16 protein-coding genes are annotated in these 15,559 nt (G+C 72.4%); 3 read left to right on the top strand and 13 right to left on the bottom strand.

What is annotated here, in order from left to right:
* Positions 1–72: 72 nt before the first annotated feature.
* The 5 genes from ACFWZ5_RS39160 to ACFWZ5_RS39140 form a co-directional block, all read right to left on the bottom strand.
* Positions 73–921, bottom strand: a complete 849-nt coding sequence (locus ACFWZ5_RS39160; protein WP_384805041.1) for an ATP-binding cassette domain-containing protein — start codon at positions 919–921, stop codon at positions 73–75.
* Positions 918–1,973 carry an ABC transporter permease gene (locus ACFWZ5_RS39155; RefSeq protein ID WP_384805043.1) on the bottom strand — a complete coding sequence of 352 codons (1,056 nt, stop codon included), beginning with the start codon at positions 1,971–1,973 and terminating at the stop codon, positions 918–920. The genes ACFWZ5_RS39160 and ACFWZ5_RS39155 overlap by 4 nt, the downstream gene beginning before the upstream one ends.
* Positions 1,970–2,953 carry a sugar ABC transporter substrate-binding protein gene (locus tag ACFWZ5_RS39150; protein WP_384805045.1) on the bottom strand — a complete coding sequence of 328 codons (984 nt, stop codon included), beginning with the start codon at positions 2,951–2,953 and terminating at the stop codon, positions 1,970–1,972. Before ACFWZ5_RS39150 ends, ACFWZ5_RS39155 begins: the two co-directional genes overlap by 4 nt.
* Positions 2,954–3,119: 166 nt before the next feature.
* A complete protein-coding gene (locus ACFWZ5_RS39145; RefSeq protein WP_384805047.1) occupies positions 3,120–4,112 on the bottom strand; it encodes a sugar ABC transporter substrate-binding protein in 993 nt (330 codons plus the stop codon).
* A gap of 150 nt (positions 4,113–4,262) precedes the next feature.
* Positions 4,263–5,012: a GntR family transcriptional regulator gene (locus tag ACFWZ5_RS39140; RefSeq protein ID WP_384805053.1), complete on the bottom strand. Its 750-nt coding sequence runs from the start codon at positions 5,010–5,012 to the stop codon at positions 4,263–4,265.
* Positions 5,013–5,153: 141 nt separating this feature from the next.
* Between ACFWZ5_RS39140 and ACFWZ5_RS39135 the strand changes: the two genes are divergently transcribed.
* A complete protein-coding gene (locus tag ACFWZ5_RS39135) occupies positions 5,154–6,215 on the top strand; it encodes a Gfo/Idh/MocA family oxidoreductase (RefSeq protein ID WP_384805049.1) in 1,062 nt (353 codons plus the stop codon).
* A 43-nt stretch (positions 6,216–6,258) separates the two neighbouring features.
* On the opposite strand, the gene ACFWZ5_RS39130 is transcribed toward ACFWZ5_RS39135, so the two are convergent.
* From ACFWZ5_RS39130 to ACFWZ5_RS39105, 6 genes are all read right to left on the bottom strand, one after another.
* Positions 6,259–6,681 (bottom strand): PaaI family thioesterase, encoded by a 423-nt coding sequence (locus tag ACFWZ5_RS39130; protein WP_384805055.1) that lies wholly within the window; start codon positions 6,679–6,681, stop codon positions 6,259–6,261.
* A gap of 66 nt (positions 6,682–6,747) precedes the next feature.
* Positions 6,748–7,941, bottom strand: a complete 1,194-nt coding sequence (locus tag ACFWZ5_RS39125; RefSeq protein ID WP_384805051.1) for a cytochrome P450 — start codon at positions 7,939–7,941, stop codon at positions 6,748–6,750.
* Positions 7,942–8,207: 266 nt separating this feature from the next.
* Positions 8,208–8,876: a response regulator gene (locus ACFWZ5_RS39120; protein WP_384806957.1), complete on the bottom strand. Its 669-nt coding sequence runs from the start codon at positions 8,874–8,876 to the stop codon at positions 8,208–8,210.
* A gap of 85 nt (positions 8,877–8,961) precedes the next feature.
* On the bottom strand, positions 8,962–10,131 hold the full coding sequence (locus ACFWZ5_RS39115; protein ID WP_384892053.1) for a hypothetical protein: 1,170 nt from the start codon (positions 10,129–10,131) through the stop codon (positions 8,962–8,964).
* Between the two features lie 107 nt (positions 10,132–10,238).
* Positions 10,239–11,498: a hypothetical protein gene (locus ACFWZ5_RS39110; protein ID WP_384805830.1), complete on the bottom strand. Its 1,260-nt coding sequence runs from the start codon at positions 11,496–11,498 to the stop codon at positions 10,239–10,241.
* Positions 11,499–11,600: 102 nt separating this feature from the next.
* On the bottom strand, positions 11,601–12,911 hold the full coding sequence (locus ACFWZ5_RS39105) for a sensor histidine kinase (protein ID WP_384805828.1): 1,311 nt from the start codon (positions 12,909–12,911) through the stop codon (positions 11,601–11,603).
* Between the two features lie 182 nt (positions 12,912–13,093).
* Between ACFWZ5_RS39105 and ACFWZ5_RS39100 the strand changes: the two genes are divergently transcribed.
* The gene (locus ACFWZ5_RS39100; RefSeq protein WP_384805826.1) at positions 13,094–13,312 is read left to right on the top strand and encodes a hypothetical protein; all 219 of its coding nucleotides are present in this window, start codon (positions 13,094–13,096) and stop codon (positions 13,310–13,312) included.
* Here the strand turns inward: ACFWZ5_RS39100 and ACFWZ5_RS39095 are convergent.
* Positions 13,300–13,737 carry a ribonuclease domain-containing protein gene (locus ACFWZ5_RS39095; RefSeq protein WP_384805824.1) on the bottom strand — a complete coding sequence of 146 codons (438 nt, stop codon included), beginning with the start codon at positions 13,735–13,737 and terminating at the stop codon, positions 13,300–13,302. The genes ACFWZ5_RS39100 and ACFWZ5_RS39095 overlap by 13 nt on opposite strands.
* Positions 13,738–13,886: 149 nt before the next feature.
* Positions 13,887–14,495 (bottom strand): dihydrofolate reductase family protein, encoded by a 609-nt coding sequence (locus ACFWZ5_RS39090; protein ID WP_384805822.1) that lies wholly within the window; start codon positions 14,493–14,495, stop codon positions 13,887–13,889.
* Positions 14,496–14,746: 251 nt separating this feature from the next.
* On the opposite strand from ACFWZ5_RS39090, the gene ACFWZ5_RS39085 reads away from it, so the two are divergent.
* Positions 14,747–15,487, top strand: a complete 741-nt coding sequence (locus tag ACFWZ5_RS39085; protein WP_384805820.1) for a 3-oxoacyl-ACP reductase family protein — start codon at positions 14,747–14,749, stop codon at positions 15,485–15,487.
* Positions 15,488–15,559 lie beyond the last annotated feature (72 nt).

The following is a 15,559-nucleotide window of genomic DNA, read 5'->3' as shown; positions in this document are numbered from 1 at the left end:
CGCGTCTGCCGGGTAACGGAGCAGACGCGTCTGCGGCTCTTTCGTGGTTGCTCGCGCAGTTCCCCGCGCCCCTTACGGGGCGCCAGCCCCCAGATCAGGGGGTGAGGCCCGCTCCAGTTCGTGGCGGAGGTCGTCGAGTTCCGAGCCGCCCGCCATTTGGCGGGTCAGTTCGTCGAGGGTGATCTCGTCGCGGGCATGGCTGCCAGTCATCGCTCCGCGCTTGAGGAGGACGAAGCGGTCGCCGACCAGGTAGGCGTGGTGCGGGTTGTGGGTGATCAAGACCACGCCGAGGCCCGCGTCGCGGGCCGCGGCCACGTACTTCAGGACGACGCCGGACTGCTTCACGCCGAGCGCCGCCGTCGGCTCGTCCAGGACGAGAACCTTCGCGCCGAAGTACACGGCGCGGGCGATCGCCACGCACTGGCGCTCGCCGCCGGACAGCGTGCCGATGGGCTGGTCCACGTCGCGCAGGTCGATGCCCATGCGGAGCAGCTCCGCGTGCGTGGTCCTCCGCATGAGCTCGACGTCCAGGCGCTTGAAGGGGCCCGTGCCCTTCGTCGGCTCGGAGCCGAGGAAGAAGTTGCGCCAGACCGGCATCAGGGGGACGACGGCCAGGTCCTGGTAGACGGTCGCGATGCCGCGGTCCAGGGCCTCGCGGGGGCTGGAGAGCCTGGTGTCCTCGCCCTCGATCCGGAAGGTTCCGGCGTCGTGCTGGTGCAGGCCCGCGATGATCTTGATGAGGGTCGACTTGCCGGCGCCGTTGTCGCCGAGCACGCAGGAGATCTCCCCCGCGTGCACCTCCAGGGAGACGCCTTCGAGGGCGCGGATGTTGCCGTAGTACTTGCTGACGTCGTCGAGCTCGACGAGCGGCGCGCGGTCCTCGGCGGCCGTGGCGTCCTTCGGTGCGGCTTCCGTCGTCATTTCGTCGCCTCCGCGCGCTTGCGGACCCAGGCGTTCAGCAGGGTCGCGAGGAGCAGCATCGCTCCGAGGAAGAACTTGAACCAGTCCGGGTTCCACTCGGCGTACACGATGCCCTTGCTGGTCATGCCGAAGATCAGCGCGCCGACCGCGGCGCCGACCGCCGAGCCGTAGCCGCCGGTGATCAGGCAGCCGCCGATGACGGCCGCGATGATGTAGATCAGCTCGTTGCCGACGCCCTCGCCGGACTGCACGACGTCGTAGTTGAACAGCAGGTGCTGGCCCGAGACCCAGGCGCCGAAGGCGACGCCCATGTAGAGGCCGATCTTGGTCCTGCCGACGGGCACGCCGACCGCGCGGGCCGCCTGCTCGCCGCCGCCGACCGCGAAGATCCAGTTGCCCGCGCGGGTGCGCAGGAGGATCCAGGTGGCGACCGCGACCATGGCGAGCCACCAGACGATCGTGATCTTGAAGTCGACGCCGCCGATGGTGATCGTCGAGGCGAAGACGTCCTTGGCGGACGGGAAGCCCTCCATGTCGGAGATCGACTTCGTCGAGACCGTGCCGCTGATCAGCTTGGTGAAGCCGAGGTTCATGCCGGTCAGCATCAGGAACGTACCGAGCGTGATGATGAAGCTCGGCGGGTCCGTGCGGATCAGCATGACGCCGTTGAAGACGCCGATGGCGAGGGTGGCGAGCAGGGACACGCCGACGCCCACCCAGACGTTCGCGGTCATCTGGTAGCTGAACATCGACGAGATCAGCGCGGACGTCGTGACCATGACGCCCGCCGACAGGTCGAACTCGCCGCCGATCATCAGGAGCGCCACCGGCACCGCCATGATGCCGATCGTCGAGGCCGCGTACAGGACCGTGGCGAGGCTGGTGGTCCGCAGGAAGCTGTCCGCGATGATCGCGAAGAACAGGAAGACCGCCACGGCGCCGACGACCGAGCCGAGCTCGGGGCGGCCGAGGAGCTTCTTGACGGGCGAGGTCTTGAGGAGCCGCTCGTCGGTCACCGGCTTCTTCGGTGCGGCTGGTGCTGTCGCGGTCATCGGGTCCCCCGCTTCGCGTATTCCTCGAGCTCGGCGGCCTGGTCCTTGGTGATGATCTGCGGTCCGGTGAGGACCGGCTTGCCGCCGCCGAGCACATCGGCGTTGTACCGGTAGAGCCACAGCAGGTCCACGGCCTCGTAGCCCTGGAGGTAGGGCTGCTGGTCCACGGCGAAGCCGAGCGTCCCGGACTTCAGGCCGCCGGCGACCTTCTCGTTCAGGTCGAACGTGTCGATCTCGGCCTTGCTGTTCGCGCCCTCCTTGGCCTTGACGGCCGTGTCGGCGAACGGCGCGCCGAGCGTGACGACGGCGTCGATGTCCTTGTCGGCCTGCAGCTTGGCCTCGATGGAGGACTGCACGTCGGGCATGTTGGTGCCCTCGACGTACAGGTTCTTCATGTCGCCCTTGAAGGTCTTCTTGGCGCCCGCGCAGCGCTGCTCGTGGCCCACGTTGCCCTGCTCGTGCAGGACGCACAGGGCCTTCTTCCTGCCCCGCTTGTTCAGCTCGTCGCCGACGGCCTCGCCCGCGATCGTCTCGTCCTGGCCGATGTGGGTGAGCGCGCCGAAGGCCTTGGACTCCTCGGAGCCCGAGTTCACGGTGATCACGGGGATGCCGGCCTTGCGGGCGCGGGCCACGGCGGCCTTCATCGCGTCCGGCTTGGCGAGGGTCACGATGATCCCGTCGACCTTCTTGTCGACGGCCGCGTCCACGAGCTGCGCCTGCTGCTGCGCCTCGTCGTGGTGCGAGTACAGGAAGTTGATGTTGTCCTTGACGGCGGCCTGCTTGGCGCCGTTCTGGACGATGTCCCAGAACGTGTCGCCGTCGCCCGAGTGGGTGACCATCGCGAAGGTCCAGCGGGGCGTGTCCACCGCGGCCCTGCCCCCCGCCTGCGCCGCCTTGCGCGCGTCCTCGGCGCGCTTGCCGCCGGTGCTGCTGCATCCCACGAGGGACGCTCCGAGCACCGCCACCAGCACGGCACCCACCGCACGTACTCCAGTCCGAACCCTTGCCACGTCGCCGTGCCCTTCTTGCTGTGCAGTGTTTGCAGTACTTGCAGAGTTTGCAGTGTTTGCTGTGCTCTCCGGTGCGGCCGGGTCCGGTCTGCGGACCCGGCCGCCCAAGTATCGGTCACGCCGCGGTGCCCGGTGGTCATCGGGTACCGCGGGCGGTGAACTTCTCCAGCTTCGGTACGTCCTTCTTCGTGACCACGGCGGGCCCGGTCAGGACCGGTTTGCCGCCGCCGAGGACGTTCGCGTTGGTCCGGTACAGCCACAGTTCGTCGACCGCGAGATAGCCCTGGAGGTAGGGCTGCTGGTCCACGGCGAAGCCGACCTCGTCGTTCTTCAGCCGCTTGACCACCTCGGCGTTCAGGTCGAAGGTGTCGATCTCGGCCTTGCTGCCCGCGTCCTGTTTGGCCTTCACGGAGTACGCGGCGATCGGCGCGCCCAGCGTGACGACCGCGTCGATGTCCTTGGTGGCCTGGAGCTTCGCGCTGATGGAGGACTGGGTGCCGGGCGCGTTGGTGCCGTCGACGTTGAGGTTCTCCACGGTGCCGCCGAAGGTCTTCCGCACGCCCGCGCAGCGCTGCTCCAGGGACACGTTGCCCTGCTCGTGGATGACGCACAGCGCCTTCTTCCTGCCCCGCCGGTCGAGCTCGTCGCCGACGGCCTCGCCCGCCACCGCCTCGTCCTGGCCGATGTGGCTGAGCGCGCCGAACCGCCGCGAGAACTCGCCGCCCGAGTTGATCGAGACCACCGGGATGCCCGCCTGCCCCGCCTTCGCGAGCACGGCCTTCATCGCCTCGGGCTTGGCGAGCGTGACGACGATCCCGTCGACCTTCTTGTCGATCGCGGTCTGGACGAGCTCCGCCTGGCCCTTGCCCTCCTTGTCGTTGGAGTAGAGGAACTCGACGTTGTCCTTCTTCGCCGCCTGCTCGGCGCCGCTCTGCACGATGTCCCAGAACGTGTCGCCCTCGCCGGAGTGCGTCACCATCGCGATCTTCAGGCGCGGTGTGCCCGCGGCCTTCCCGTCGGCGCCCCCGCCGTTGTCGTCCTCGTCGTCCTTGCCGCCGGAGCTGCTGCATGCCGCCGCGAGCGCGACGACGGCTGCCGCCGTGCGGGCTGTACGCAGGGCTGTACGCATGGTGCATCACCCTTCTCCCGGCTGGTCCCGGCCGCTCCTGTGCGGCTGGTGGGAGTTCTAGCGGGGGGCGCGGCCCAGCGTCAATGACTTTGTCAGAACATTCTGACTTCGCCCCGGTCAGGGGCGTGAGCCGGTCGGGGCGCGAGCCCGTCAGGGGCGTACGAGCAGCTGGAACTCGAAGGAGTACCGCGAGGCCCGGTAGACGTGCGAGCCGAACTCGACCGCCCGGCCGGTGTCGTCGAAGGTCGTGCGCTGCATCGTGAGCAGCGGCGCGCCCTCCGGCTCGCCGAGCAGATCGGCCTCGGCGGCGCTCGCGGCACGGGCGCCGACGGACTGCCGCGCGCTGTGCAGCGTGATGCCCACGGCCCGCATGAGCCGGTACAGGCCGGTGGCCTCCAGGCGCGCGGTGTCGAGGTCGAGCAGGCCCGCCGGGATGTGGTTGCGCAGGTGCGCCATCGGCTCGCCGTGCGCGAGCCTGAGCCGCTCCACCAGGTGTACGTCGCTGCCCTCGGCCACGCCGAGCGCCGCCGCGGTCTCGGCGGACGCGGGCTCGACGACGTTGCGCAGGACGCGGGTCTCGGGCCGCTGCCCCGCCGCCTCCAGGTCGTCGTAGAGGCTGCTGAGCTCCAGGGGGCGCTTGACCTGGCTGTGCACGACCTGGGTGCCGACGCCGCGGCGCCGCACGAGCAGGCCCTTGTCGACGAGCGACTGGATGGCCTGGCGGACCGTGGGCCGGGACAGGCCGAGCCGCGCGGCGAGCTCGATCTCGTTGCCGAGGAGGCTGCCGGGGGTCAGGGCGCCGCGCTCGATCGCCGCCTCCAGCTGCTGCGCCAGCTGGAAGTAGAGCGGGACCGGGCTGCTGCGGTCGACGCCGAGGTGCAGGGCCACGGTGGGGTCCACGGCCGGTTTCGCGACTTTGGCTGCTCCTTGTTCCGTCACGGGGCGAGCGTAGTCCGGGGAGATGATGACGGGAAGTTCGGAAGTTCTGTTGTCAGGACAAAGCATTGACAGGAGCGCGGGTCCGTCGCGAGGGTGGGGCCCATGCGCATCGGACTGATCGGAACGGGACGTATCGGCACCTTCCACGCGGCGGCCCTGGTCCGCCATCCGGAGGTGGAGGCACTCGTGGTCGCGGACGTGGACGCCGCGCGGGCGGCGGATCTCGCGGCGCGGGTGGGGGCGACGGCGGCGCCCTCGGTGGACGCGCTGTTCGCCGGGGCGGGCTCGTCGGCCGGGGCCGGTGCGGCCGGTGGTTCGGCCGGCGGTTCGGCCGGCGGGGTGGACGCGCTCGTGATCACCGCGGCGACGTCCGCGCACGCCGAGCTGATCGGCCAGGGCGCGCGGGCGGGCCTGCCGGTGTTCTGCGAGAAGCCCATCGCCCTCGACCTGCCGGGCACGCTCGCCGCGCTCGCCGAGGTCGAGTCCGCCGGAACGGTCCTGCAGCTCGGCTTCCAGCGCCGCTTCGACGCCGGGTACGCGGCGGCCCGCGCCGCCGTGCGGTCCGGGAGCCTCGGACGCCTGCACACGGTCCGGGCGATGACCTCGGACCCGGCGCCGCCCCCGGCCGCGTACCTGCCGCTCTCCGGCGGCCTGTACCGGGACTGCCTGGTGCACGACTTCGACGTCCTGCGCTGGGTCACGGGCCGCGAGGTCACCGAGGTGTACGCGACGGGGTCCGACGCCGGGCCCGCGATGTTCCGCGAGGCGGGCGACGTCGACACCGCCGCCGTGCTCCTGACGCTCGACGACGGGACCCTCGCCACGGCCACGGCGACGCGCTGCAACGGCGCCGGGTACGACGTCCGCATGGAGCTGGCTGGCGAGGACGGCCAGATCGGCGTCGGCGTGACCGACCGCACCCCGCTCACCTCGGCGGAGCCGGAGGGACCGCCCGCGCCCGACAAGCCGTGGCCCGGCTTCCTCGAGCGCTTCGCCCCGGCGTACGAGGCGGAGCTCGCCGCGTTCGTCGACGTCGCGCGCGGCGAGCTCGCGAACCCCTGCGACGGCCGGGAGGCGCTGCACGCGCTGCGGATCGCGGAGGCGTGCGAGCTGTCGCGCGCGGAGCGGAGGCCGGTGCGGATGACGGAGATCGCCGGGGCCTGAGCCCCCGTCGGAGGCGGGGAGCCCCCTGGGGCGGGGAGCGGTGTCAGCCCGCGCCGCGCACCGTGCCCTGGGCCACCGCGCACAGCTCCTCGCCCCCGTCGCCGTCCACGGCGAACAGGTCGCAGCGGACCACCGCCTGCCGCCGCGTCGCGTGGGCGACCGTGGCGCGGGCGATCAGCCGCGTGCCGGTGGCGGGGCGCACGTACTGGATGGAGAACCCGGACGTCAGGACCGCGGGGCCGAGCGCGGTGCCCGCGGCGAACGTGATGCTGTTGTCCGCCGCGTACGACAGGACGCCGCCGTGCACGAAGCCGTTCTGCTGGCGGAGCTCGTCCCGGATCGGGATCTCCAGGGTGGCCCCTCCGTCGCCGAAGGCGGTCACCTCGGCTCCGACGAACAGGCTGAACGGCTGGGCGGCGAGGACCTTCTGAGCGAGCGTCAGGTCGAGCGGCGGCGCGGATTCCATGGCGTCAGTCATGGAGGACTTCTACCACCCGGTAACTCCCCTTGCCCACCGCGGGCCGCTCCGCCGCTACCAGCGGACGTCGAGCCGCCGCAGGCCCCGCATCAGCAGGCCCGGGCGCCAGTCCGCCGCGTCGCCGTCCAGGGCGAGGTCCGGGCAGCGCTCCAGGAGCGAGCGCAGGGCGATCCGGCCCTCCAGTCGGGCCAGCGGGGCGCCGAGGCAGAAGTGGATGCCGTGCCCGAAGGCCACATGGCCCTGGGGGGCTCGGTGCGGGTCGAAGTCGTCCGGAGAGCCGTACTTCCCCGGGTCGCGGTCGGCCGCGGCGAGGCCCACGACGACCACCGAACCGGCCGGGACGAGAAGGCCCGCTATCTCGGTGGGCTCGGTGGTGAAGCGGTACGTCGAGTTCTCCACCGGGCCCTCGTGGCGCAGGCCCTCCTCGATCGTGCCGTCCAGGAGGCTCGGGTCGGCGCGCAGCTCGGCGAGGCGGCCGGGGCGGGTGAGCAGGGCGTGGACGGTGTTGGTGATGAGGTGGACCGTCGTCTCGTGGCCCGCGATGAGCAGCAGGTACGCCATGCCGCGCAGCTCTTCGTGGGAGAGGCGGTCGCCGCCCTCCGCGCGGGTGCGGATCAGGGCGCTGAGCAGGTCGTCGCCCGGGGCCTTGCGCTTGGCCTCGATCAGGACGTCCAAGTACGCGGCGAGTTCGTGGAAGACCGTGTCCTCCCACACGTCCGTGCTCGGCGAGGTGGCCTCGTTCGACAGGCGGCGGAACTCGTCGCGGTCCAGGTCCGGGACGCCGAGGAGTTCGCAGATGACCGTCATGGGCAGCGGGAAGGCGAGCGCCGCCACCAGGTCGGCGGGGCTTCCCCCGGCGAGCATGTCGTCGAGGAGGCCGTCGGTGACCTGCTGGATCCGCGGGCCGAGGGACTGCACGCGGCGGGCGGTGAACTCACGGGCGATCAGGCCGCGCAGGCGCGTGTGGTGCGGCGGGTCGACCGACAGCAGGTGCGGCCCGATCAGCTCCTCGTCCGGCAGCGCGGTGTCGAGTCCCGCGGTGGACTTGGCCAGGCGGGGGTCGGCGAGGGCGGCCCTGGCCTCCTCGTAGCCCACCACCAGGTAGTGGTCGTCCTCGTGGTCGGGGGGTGGGAAGCGGACGCGGTGGATGGGGCCGCGCGTGCGTAATTCCGCGTAGGCGCGGTGGGGGTTGCGGGTGAAGTCGTCGTACGTGCCGAGGTCTACGACCTCGGCGTCACCGTCTGCCACGGGGGTCTCCCCTCATCGGCTGCTTTCCCCGTCAACGCGGGGTTGCTCGCACGAAGTTCCCCCCACCCACCCGCCCTTCCCGTGGCCGCCGCCCCAGTCCCCGCGCTCGAATGGGGCTTCGCCCCTTTCCCCCACATCGGCGCTTCGCGCCTCGTCCTCAAACGCCGGACGGGCTGGAATGCCCGACCCTCGCCCATAGGTGCCGGGGCGGGCCACTCAGGTGCCGGGCGGGTAGTGAAGGGTGGGCGGGTGGGAGAAAGACCCGCTCAGGCCTCGTCGAGGAGACCCGCGTCATGGACCAGCAGCGCGATCTGCACGCGGTTGTTGAGGTCCAGCTTCGTCAGGATGCGCGACACATGGGCCTTCACCGTGGCCACGCTCAGGTAGAGCTCCGCGGCGATGTCGGCGTTGGAGGAGCCGCGCCCCACGGCGACGGCGACCTCGCGCTCGCGCTCGCCCAGCTGCCCGAGGCGCCCCACGGCCCGCCGGCGGCGGTCGAGTTGGGGGCCGCCACCGGTGACCTGGGAGATCAGCTGCTGGGTCACGGTGGGCGACAGGACGGGCTCACCGGCCGCCACGGACCGTACCGCCGCGACGATCTCGGCGGGCGCGGTGTCCTTGAGGACGAACCCGGCGGCCCCGGCGCGCAGCGCCCGCAGCACCTGCTCGTCGGCGTGGAAGGTGGTGAGGACGATGACCTCGGGGGCGTCGGGGCGCTTGCGCAGGGCCTCGGTGGCAGCGAGGCCGTCGAGGGTCGGCATGCGGATGTCCATCAGGACGACGTCGGGCCTGACCTCGCCGACGAGGGCGGCCACCTCGCTGCCGTCCCCGGCCTCCCCCACGATCTCGATGTCGTCCGCGCCGCCGAGCATGAAGGAGAGCCCGGCGCGGACCAGCGGGTCGTCGTCGACGAGCAGGAGCCTGATCGGTTTCATGGGCCTACCGTAACGAGCCGGAGCGGGGCCCTTGACCACGCTCCGGCCCCGCTCCGAACCCGCTCCGGCGCCGGTCGGAACCCGGTCAGGCGGGCAGCCGGAGCCGCAGGGACCCGCAGCCGACGCGCTTCGCCTCCGCCGCCACGTACACCGGCATCAGCGCACGGATGTCCGCGGCACGCCGCCCGTTCTCCGCCCGGATCAGGAAGGTCACGTCACCGGTCTGGCAGGACGCCTGGTACAGCGCCATGTCGTCACGGAGGAAGCCCCGCCCCCGTATCTGCCGCTTCGTGTCCCCGACGGCCTTGAGCTGCCGGTTCCCGCCGTAGTACGACAGGTCCTTGTAGAGCGCGGCGAGCCGCGGCTCCTCGACGGTCATCAGGCGCAGCCGCGGGTGGCCGAAGATCACGTCGCGGTCGCAGGTCCGCACCGGGGCCCGGCCGCTGGTGACCACCGGACGGCGGTAGCCCTCGTCCTTGCGGCCCCCGGCCAGGCGCAGCCCCTCGATGCCGCAGATCGCGTCCCGCCGCTCGGTCAGGAACTGCCCCGGAGCGCCGATCCTGTCCGTCGGGTCGGCCAGGGCGCGGTCGCAACCCTGGTCGCTCATGTAGGCGTTGACGAGGGTGACCGCGGCGCGCGCGAGCCGGGCCCGCTCGTCCGTGTCGACCTGGTCGTCGTACGTCGTCCAGCCCGCCTCGACGTCGACGACGAGCGGCCCGTCGTCCTCGCGCTGGCGCCCCACGCACCCTTCGGGCACCGCGAGCCACGCGCGCGTGTCCGACGCCATGCCGAGCACGCCGCCGCCGAGGGGCGTCATCCGCGCGGACAGGTACTCGTCGGCCCACCGGTCGCCCGCGCCGCCGAAGCGGACGTCGAGCTGGTGCAGGCGGGCCGTGACGCGGTGGCCGCGCGGGGACGTCAACTGGCACTGGCCGGACGGGCCCGCCGAGCCGATCCGGTCGTCGGTGATGGGGGTCTCGGACGCCTCGATGTCCCGCTTGCCGTGGAACAGGTCCGCCACGTCGTCCTCGTCGAGGGCGCCCCAGCACGCGGACTCCGTCGCGAAGGGCCCGGCGTCGGCCTGCCAGGCGACGGCCGTCCCGCCGAGCAGCGCCCCGGCGACCGCGGCGGCGACGGCGGGCCGCCAGCGGCCGCGGGTCAGTCGGCGCCAGTGCCACCAGGGTGCGCGCGGTTCGGGCGCGGTGGGTATGGGCGCGATGGCCGACTCCCTGCCCGCCGCACTCGCCCTGCTCACCGCACTCGCCCTGCTCACCGCACTCGCCCCGCTCGCCGCGCTCCCCCTGCTCTCCGAAACCTCCGTACGCGGCTGAGCCCCCGTACGCGGCTGCGTCCCGTCGCCCATCAGCTCTCCCCCTCGCCCGCCGCGGGCGCGACCGGCGCGCACCCCAGTCGTTGCGTCACCGCGTTCGTGAACGCGGTGAAGTAGCCCGTCGTCTCGCGCGTCGGCGAGCCGAGCAGCAGGAACGTCGTCGGCCGCCCGGCGCAGCCGGCCCGTACGACCTGGTAGTCATCGGTGAAGACGCCGGTGCCGCGCCAGCCGCGCGCGGGGGCCGCGCGGCCCGTCACGCCGTCGAGGAGCGCGCCGAGCCGTGGTGCGCGGACCATCAGGGCGTCAAAGACGCGTGTGTCCTCGCGCTCGCCCACGCGCACGGACCGGCCGATCGTCACCGAGCAGGACTGCAGGTCCCCGGTGACGGCGCCGACCTGGGCCTGCATGCGCAGCGCCGTGTCCTTGTCGACGCCGGCCTCGACGTCGAGGCCCGGGATGCGGCACGCGGGGCCGAAGAGCGTGGTGTCCTGCCGCTCCGGCAGTCTGAGCACGGGCGAGGTGACGCGCACCGGCTCGTCCGGGGCGCAGCCCGTGGCTTTCATGCCCTTCTCGGCGGCGGCCAGGAGGAGTTCGACGACGGCGTCGGCGCCACCGAGGTCCGTGCCGCCGATGACGTCGTCCGGCGCCCGGTCGACGGCCTCCAGGGTGACGGCGGTGGGCCGCCCGTCGCGGCTGTCGCAGCGCTTGGGCAGGACGAGCAGGCCGTGCCTGCCGTCGACGGCGCCGGGCAGCCCCTCGGGCAGCGGCATCGCGCGGTCGCCGAGGAACCGGCCGATCCACTCGACGCGCTCGGCCGCGCCCTTGGGCGCCGGTCCGTACGTCACCGTGACGTTGGTGTCCTGGACGCCCTTGTCGCCGTCGCTGAACGTGTGCGTGGAGCGGACCGCGAGGACGCAGGTCCCGCGCGGCTTCGCAGCGGTCGGCGCGGTGCCCCGGGACGTACGGCTGCGGCCGCCGTCGCCGTCGAAGGCCTCGTCGCCGAGGATGCCGGGTCCGCTGTCCTGCTCCCAGGCTCCCCAGCAGTAGCGGTCACGGCTGTCGAACGGCCAGGTGTCCGTGGCCCAGGTGCCGAGCCCCGCCGCGAGCAGCGCCACGACGGTGCCGACGGCGAGCACTCCGCGCCGCGCCCGGACGAACTGCCGCCCCCGTATGAACCGTTTGCCCTCTTCCGGGTGCCGTTCGCCGTCCTGTGGACGTTGTTCACCGTCCTGTGGACGTCGTTTGCCCTCCTGTGGGCGTCCGGAGCCGTCCGCCCCGCTGTCCCCCGTCACAATCTCCGCCTCTCCGCAGCTCGTTGTGGGTGGCGGCTGATCGTACAGAGGGGGTGCGAACGCAAAGAGGGAGGGGTGCCCGTGGGTGCGTACGCAAAGACGTCAGCCCCAGGGCAGCCACGCGTCCACGCGGAACCCGCCGTCGCGACCGGCCCCGTGCGTGAGCCGCCCGCCCGCGAGCGAGGCGCGTTCGGTGAGCCCGATGAGCCCCTGCCCCGAGCCGGGCACCTCCGGCACGTCGCCGGGAGGTGCCGGATTGCGGACGGACAGGCTCAGGCCCTCGCCGGGGGCGCCGGAGACGGAGACGGTGACCTCGGCGCCCGGGGCGTGCTTGCGGGCGTTGGTCAGCGCCTCCTGGGCGATGCGGTACGCGGTGCGGCCGATGGCGGCGGGCACGGCCTCGGCGTCCGGGACGCGCAGGTCGAGGACCACCTTCATGTCGGCTTCGCGCGACTCGGCGATCAGGGTGTCGAGGGCGGAGAGGGTGGGCTGGGGCCGCCCTTCGGCGTACGCGTCGGTGCCGCGGAGCACGCCGATGACCTGGCGCAGGTCCTGGAGGGCCTCGTGGGCGCTCTCCCGGATGACGCCGGCGGCGCGGGCGATCTCTTCGCGGGGCGCGTCGGGCCGGAACTCCAGGGCGCCCGCGTGCACGCTGAGCAGGGTGAGGCGGTGCGCGAGGACGTCGTGCATCTCGCGGGCGATGGCCTCGCGGGCGAGCCGCTGGGCCTGTTCGGCGCGCAGCGCGGCCTCGTTCTCGGCGCGCCGCGCCCGGTCGCGCAGGGCGATGAGGAGCTGGCGCCGGGCGCGGACGAACATGCCCCAGGCGATGGCGGTGGTCATGAGTGCCGCGGTCAGGACGACCGAGGCGACATACGGCAGCGAGGGGTCGGGGCGCTGCCAGAAGTAGACGAGCGACGCCGCGACGGCGATGGCGCCGAGCCAGGCCGGGTACTTGAAGGGCCGGTGCACCGCAACGGTGAAGAAGGCGACGAGGCCCGCGCCGCCCGCGGTGTTCGACACCGTGCCGGCGAGGATCATCGCCACGGCGAAGCCGACGGGCCAGCGCCTGCGCGTCCAGACGGCGGCGCAGGCGAGCGCGCCGACGAGCTGGTCGACGGTGGCGAGGGACTCGGAGATGGTGGTGTCGCGGCTCACCTCGTCCGCGTTGATCATCCCGATGGCCACGGCTGCCAGGAAGCAGGAGAAGTCGACGAGCCAGTCGCGCACGGTGCGGCGAGCGCGTCGGCGCCCTCGCTGCTGCCGGTCGGGGTCGAGCTCGGTGGCGACGGCCGACGGCAGGAACCACTTGCCGCGCAGCACGCGGTCGCCCGCCGCGGTCGCCGCTCCCGGCGCTCCCGACGCACCGGGTGCCGCGTCGGTCGTCGCCCCTGGTGCCGGTTCCTTGCCATCCATAATCGATAAATCTACGCATCGCGGAGCCGGTCGCCCGCCCCGCGCCCAAGATCGGCTACGAAAGTCGCGGCGCCGGCGACTTTCGGCGGACCCGGGCGCCCCCGGTGGCCGCCCTGCGGCGGGCGCGGCCTCGCCCCGCGGCCGATGTGCGTGGAGGGTCCGCGGGGCGAGGATCTTGTGCCATGAAACAGCTACTCGAAGGTGTCGGTCTGATCCTGCTGATCCAGGGGGTGGCGGGCCTGGTGCACGACCTCACCGGCTGGCTGCGCGGCTGGGGCGTCGTGCAGCACCTGGGCTTCGCCGACGGCTACGAGCTGTATCTGAGCATCGCGCTCATCGTGCTCGCGTTCGCGCTGTTCGCCGTGGCGGAGGGCCGCGCCAAGTCCGGTCAGCAGCCGTAGTCGACCAGGTCGAACGTCCGGTAGTGATCGCCGGTGTAGTAGTCCTCCCGGTTCTCCTCACCGGTGACGATGCGCCGCGCGCCGCGATTCGACGAGCCCGGCGTCTTGACGGTGTACTCGTGGTAGTAGCCGGTGTTCTGCTTCGGCAGGACGCCCTCCCTGTTCTGGAAGACCGTGCCGTCCTGCGGGTACGGGAACGGCCCGCCCCGCTCGATCAGCCGGAGCGTGTCGTGCGCCTGCGTGGGCAGGTCCGAGTAGCAGATGTCACCGACGGCGGTGACGGAGAACCCGGCGGTGCTCGACGCCGCGACGGGCGCCGTGTGGGGGGCGGCGGTCGCGACGCCGGTGGCAGTGCCGCCGACGAGCAGGGCGCCGGCGAGAGCGGAGACGCTTGCTATTCGTGTGATCCGTGGGGGGATTCGCATGACCCCAGTGTGACGCGCGTAGAGGTTGAGGTGTCAATGACAAGTACGGGGAAGTCCGAGGAATTTTCCTGGAGTTAACCGGGAGCGGCCGGGCATTATGCCCCCGCTTTTCAGGCAACTCCCGGACGTTTCCGTATCCCCCGCACTCCTCAGTAACTCCCGTACTCCGGCCGCCCTTCGCGCTCGTACGAGTTGATGGCGACGCCCTTGGACGTCGTACGGGAACCGGTGTGCCGGAACGCGGTGGGCAGGCCGCCCTCCGCGAACAGGCGCCTGCCGGTGCCGAGCACCACCGGGAACGTCAGCAGGTGCACCGTGTCGACCAGGTCGTGCGCCAGGAGCGACTGGGCGAGGCCCGCGCTGCCGTGCAGCTGGAGCTCGCGGCCCGGCCGCTCCTTGAGCGCGGTGACGTCCTTGATCAGGTCCGTACGGCCGATGATCTGCGTGCCCTGCCAGTCGGCGCTGGTCAGCGTGGTGCTGGCGACGTACTTCGGCAGCGCGTTGAGCCGGGAGGCGATCGGGTCGTCCGGGTCGGTCATCCGCGGCCAGTACGCGGCGAAGATGTCGTACGTCCGCCGCCCGAGCAGGAAGGCGTCCACCCGCTCGAACACCTCGGTCATGAACCGGCCGAAGTCCTCGTCCCCGTAGGGCACGGACCAGCCGCCGTGCGTGAATCCGTCGCTCGGGTCCTCCTGCGGGCCGCCCGGGGCCTGCATGACGCCGTCGAGGGTGACGAACTGGGTGAGCGTGATCTTCATGGCGAGCGCCCTTTCTTCCTGTCTGCCTGGGTCCCGGCCCTCCCGAGCCGGCCGCGTACGCCCCTGCGCACTCCCCTGTGAAGACCCTGGCCCGACCCGGAACTCATCGCTCGTCGAGTGCCCTCCGCGCCCCGGTGGACGCGGTGTCCGTTTCCCGCCAGCCGTCGTCCACGCCCGGCGCTTTGATTGAACCCGTAAGCAAACGGATGCGAACAAACGCGCCGATATCCTCACGATTCCAAGGAACCGACATGTCTTCACTCTCCGGAAAGACGGCCCTGGTCACCGGCGGCAGCCGCGGCATCGGCGCCGCGACCGCCCTCCGCCTCGCCCAGCAGGGCGCCGACGTGGCGATCACCTATGTGCACGGCGAGGAGGCGGCCCGTGAGGTCGTCGCCAAGATCGAGGCGGCCGGGCGGCGCGGGTTCGCGATCCGGGCCGACGCCGCGGACGCCGGGGACGCCGCGGGCGCCGTGGAGCGGGCCGCCGATGACCTGGGCCGCCTGGACATCCTGGTCAACAACGCGGGCACCGGTGTGCTCGGCCCCCTGGAGACGCTGGCCCTCGCCGACATCGACCGGGTGCTCGACGTGAACGTGCGCGCCGCGTTCCTCGCCTCCCAGGCGGCGGTCGCGCGCATGGGCCGGGGCGGGCGCATCATCTCCATCGGCACCTGCATGGTGAAGCACGTGCCCGGCCCCGGCGGCACGCTCTACGCGACCAGCAAGGCCGCGCTGATCGGCCTCACGAAGGCGCTCGCCCGCGAGCTCGGCGAGCGCGGCATCACCGCGAACCTGGTGCACCCTGGGCCCATCGACACCGACATGAACCCGGCGGCCGGGCCGTACGCGGCGGGTCAGGCCGCGGACACCGCGGTCGGGCGGTTCGGGCACCCCGATGAGGTGGCCTCGATGGTGGCGTACCTCGCCGGGGACGAGGCGGCGTACGTGACGGGGGCGGAGTTGGCGGTGGACGGGGGGCACGCGGCGTAGGGCCGCTGCTGCGGAGCCCCCAATCCCGCCCCTTCCCGAACTGGGGGCTCCGCCCCCAGACCCCCGCTCCTC

Source organism: Streptomyces sp. NPDC059003, assembly GCF_042740445.1.
In the GTDB taxonomy this organism is placed as follows: domain Bacteria; phylum Actinomycetota; class Actinomycetes; order Streptomycetales; family Streptomycetaceae; genus Streptomyces.
This window is presented reverse-complemented; position numbering and strand designations above follow the sequence as displayed.

Coding starts and splice junctions, on each gene's coding strand:
- ACFWZ5_RS39095 (WP_384805824.1), bottom strand. CDS start 13,737: ATGCGAATCCCCCCACGGATCACACGAATAGCAAGCGTCTCCGCTCTC.
- ACFWZ5_RS39130 (WP_384805055.1), bottom strand. CDS start 6,681: ATGGAATCCGCGCCGCCGCTCGACCTGACGCTCGCTCAGAAGGTCCTC.
- ACFWZ5_RS39160 (WP_384805041.1), bottom strand. CDS start 921: ATGACGACGGAAGCCGCACCGAAGGACGCCACGGCCGCCGAGGACCGC.
- ACFWZ5_RS39085 (WP_384805820.1), top strand. CDS start 14,747: ATGTCTTCACTCTCCGGAAAGACGGCCCTGGTCACCGGCGGCAGCCGC.
- ACFWZ5_RS39145 (WP_384805047.1), bottom strand. CDS start 4,112: ATGCGTACAGCCCTGCGTACAGCCCGCACGGCGGCAGCCGTCGTCGCG.
- ACFWZ5_RS39100 (WP_384805826.1), top strand. CDS start 13,094: ATGAAACAGCTACTCGAAGGTGTCGGTCTGATCCTGCTGATCCAGGGG.
- ACFWZ5_RS39105 (WP_384805828.1), bottom strand. CDS start 12,911: ATGGATGGCAAGGAACCGGCACCAGGGGCGACGACCGACGCGGCACCC.
- ACFWZ5_RS39120 (WP_384806957.1), bottom strand. CDS start 8,876: ATGAAACCGATCAGGCTCCTGCTCGTCGACGACGACCCGCTGGTCCGC.
- ACFWZ5_RS39155 (WP_384805043.1), bottom strand. CDS start 1,973: ATGACCGCGACAGCACCAGCCGCACCGAAGAAGCCGGTGACCGACGAG.
- ACFWZ5_RS39090 (WP_384805822.1), bottom strand. CDS start 14,495: ATGAAGATCACGCTCACCCAGTTCGTCACCCTCGACGGCGTCATGCAG.
- ACFWZ5_RS39135 (WP_384805049.1), top strand. CDS start 5,154: ATGCGCATCGGACTGATCGGAACGGGACGTATCGGCACCTTCCACGCG.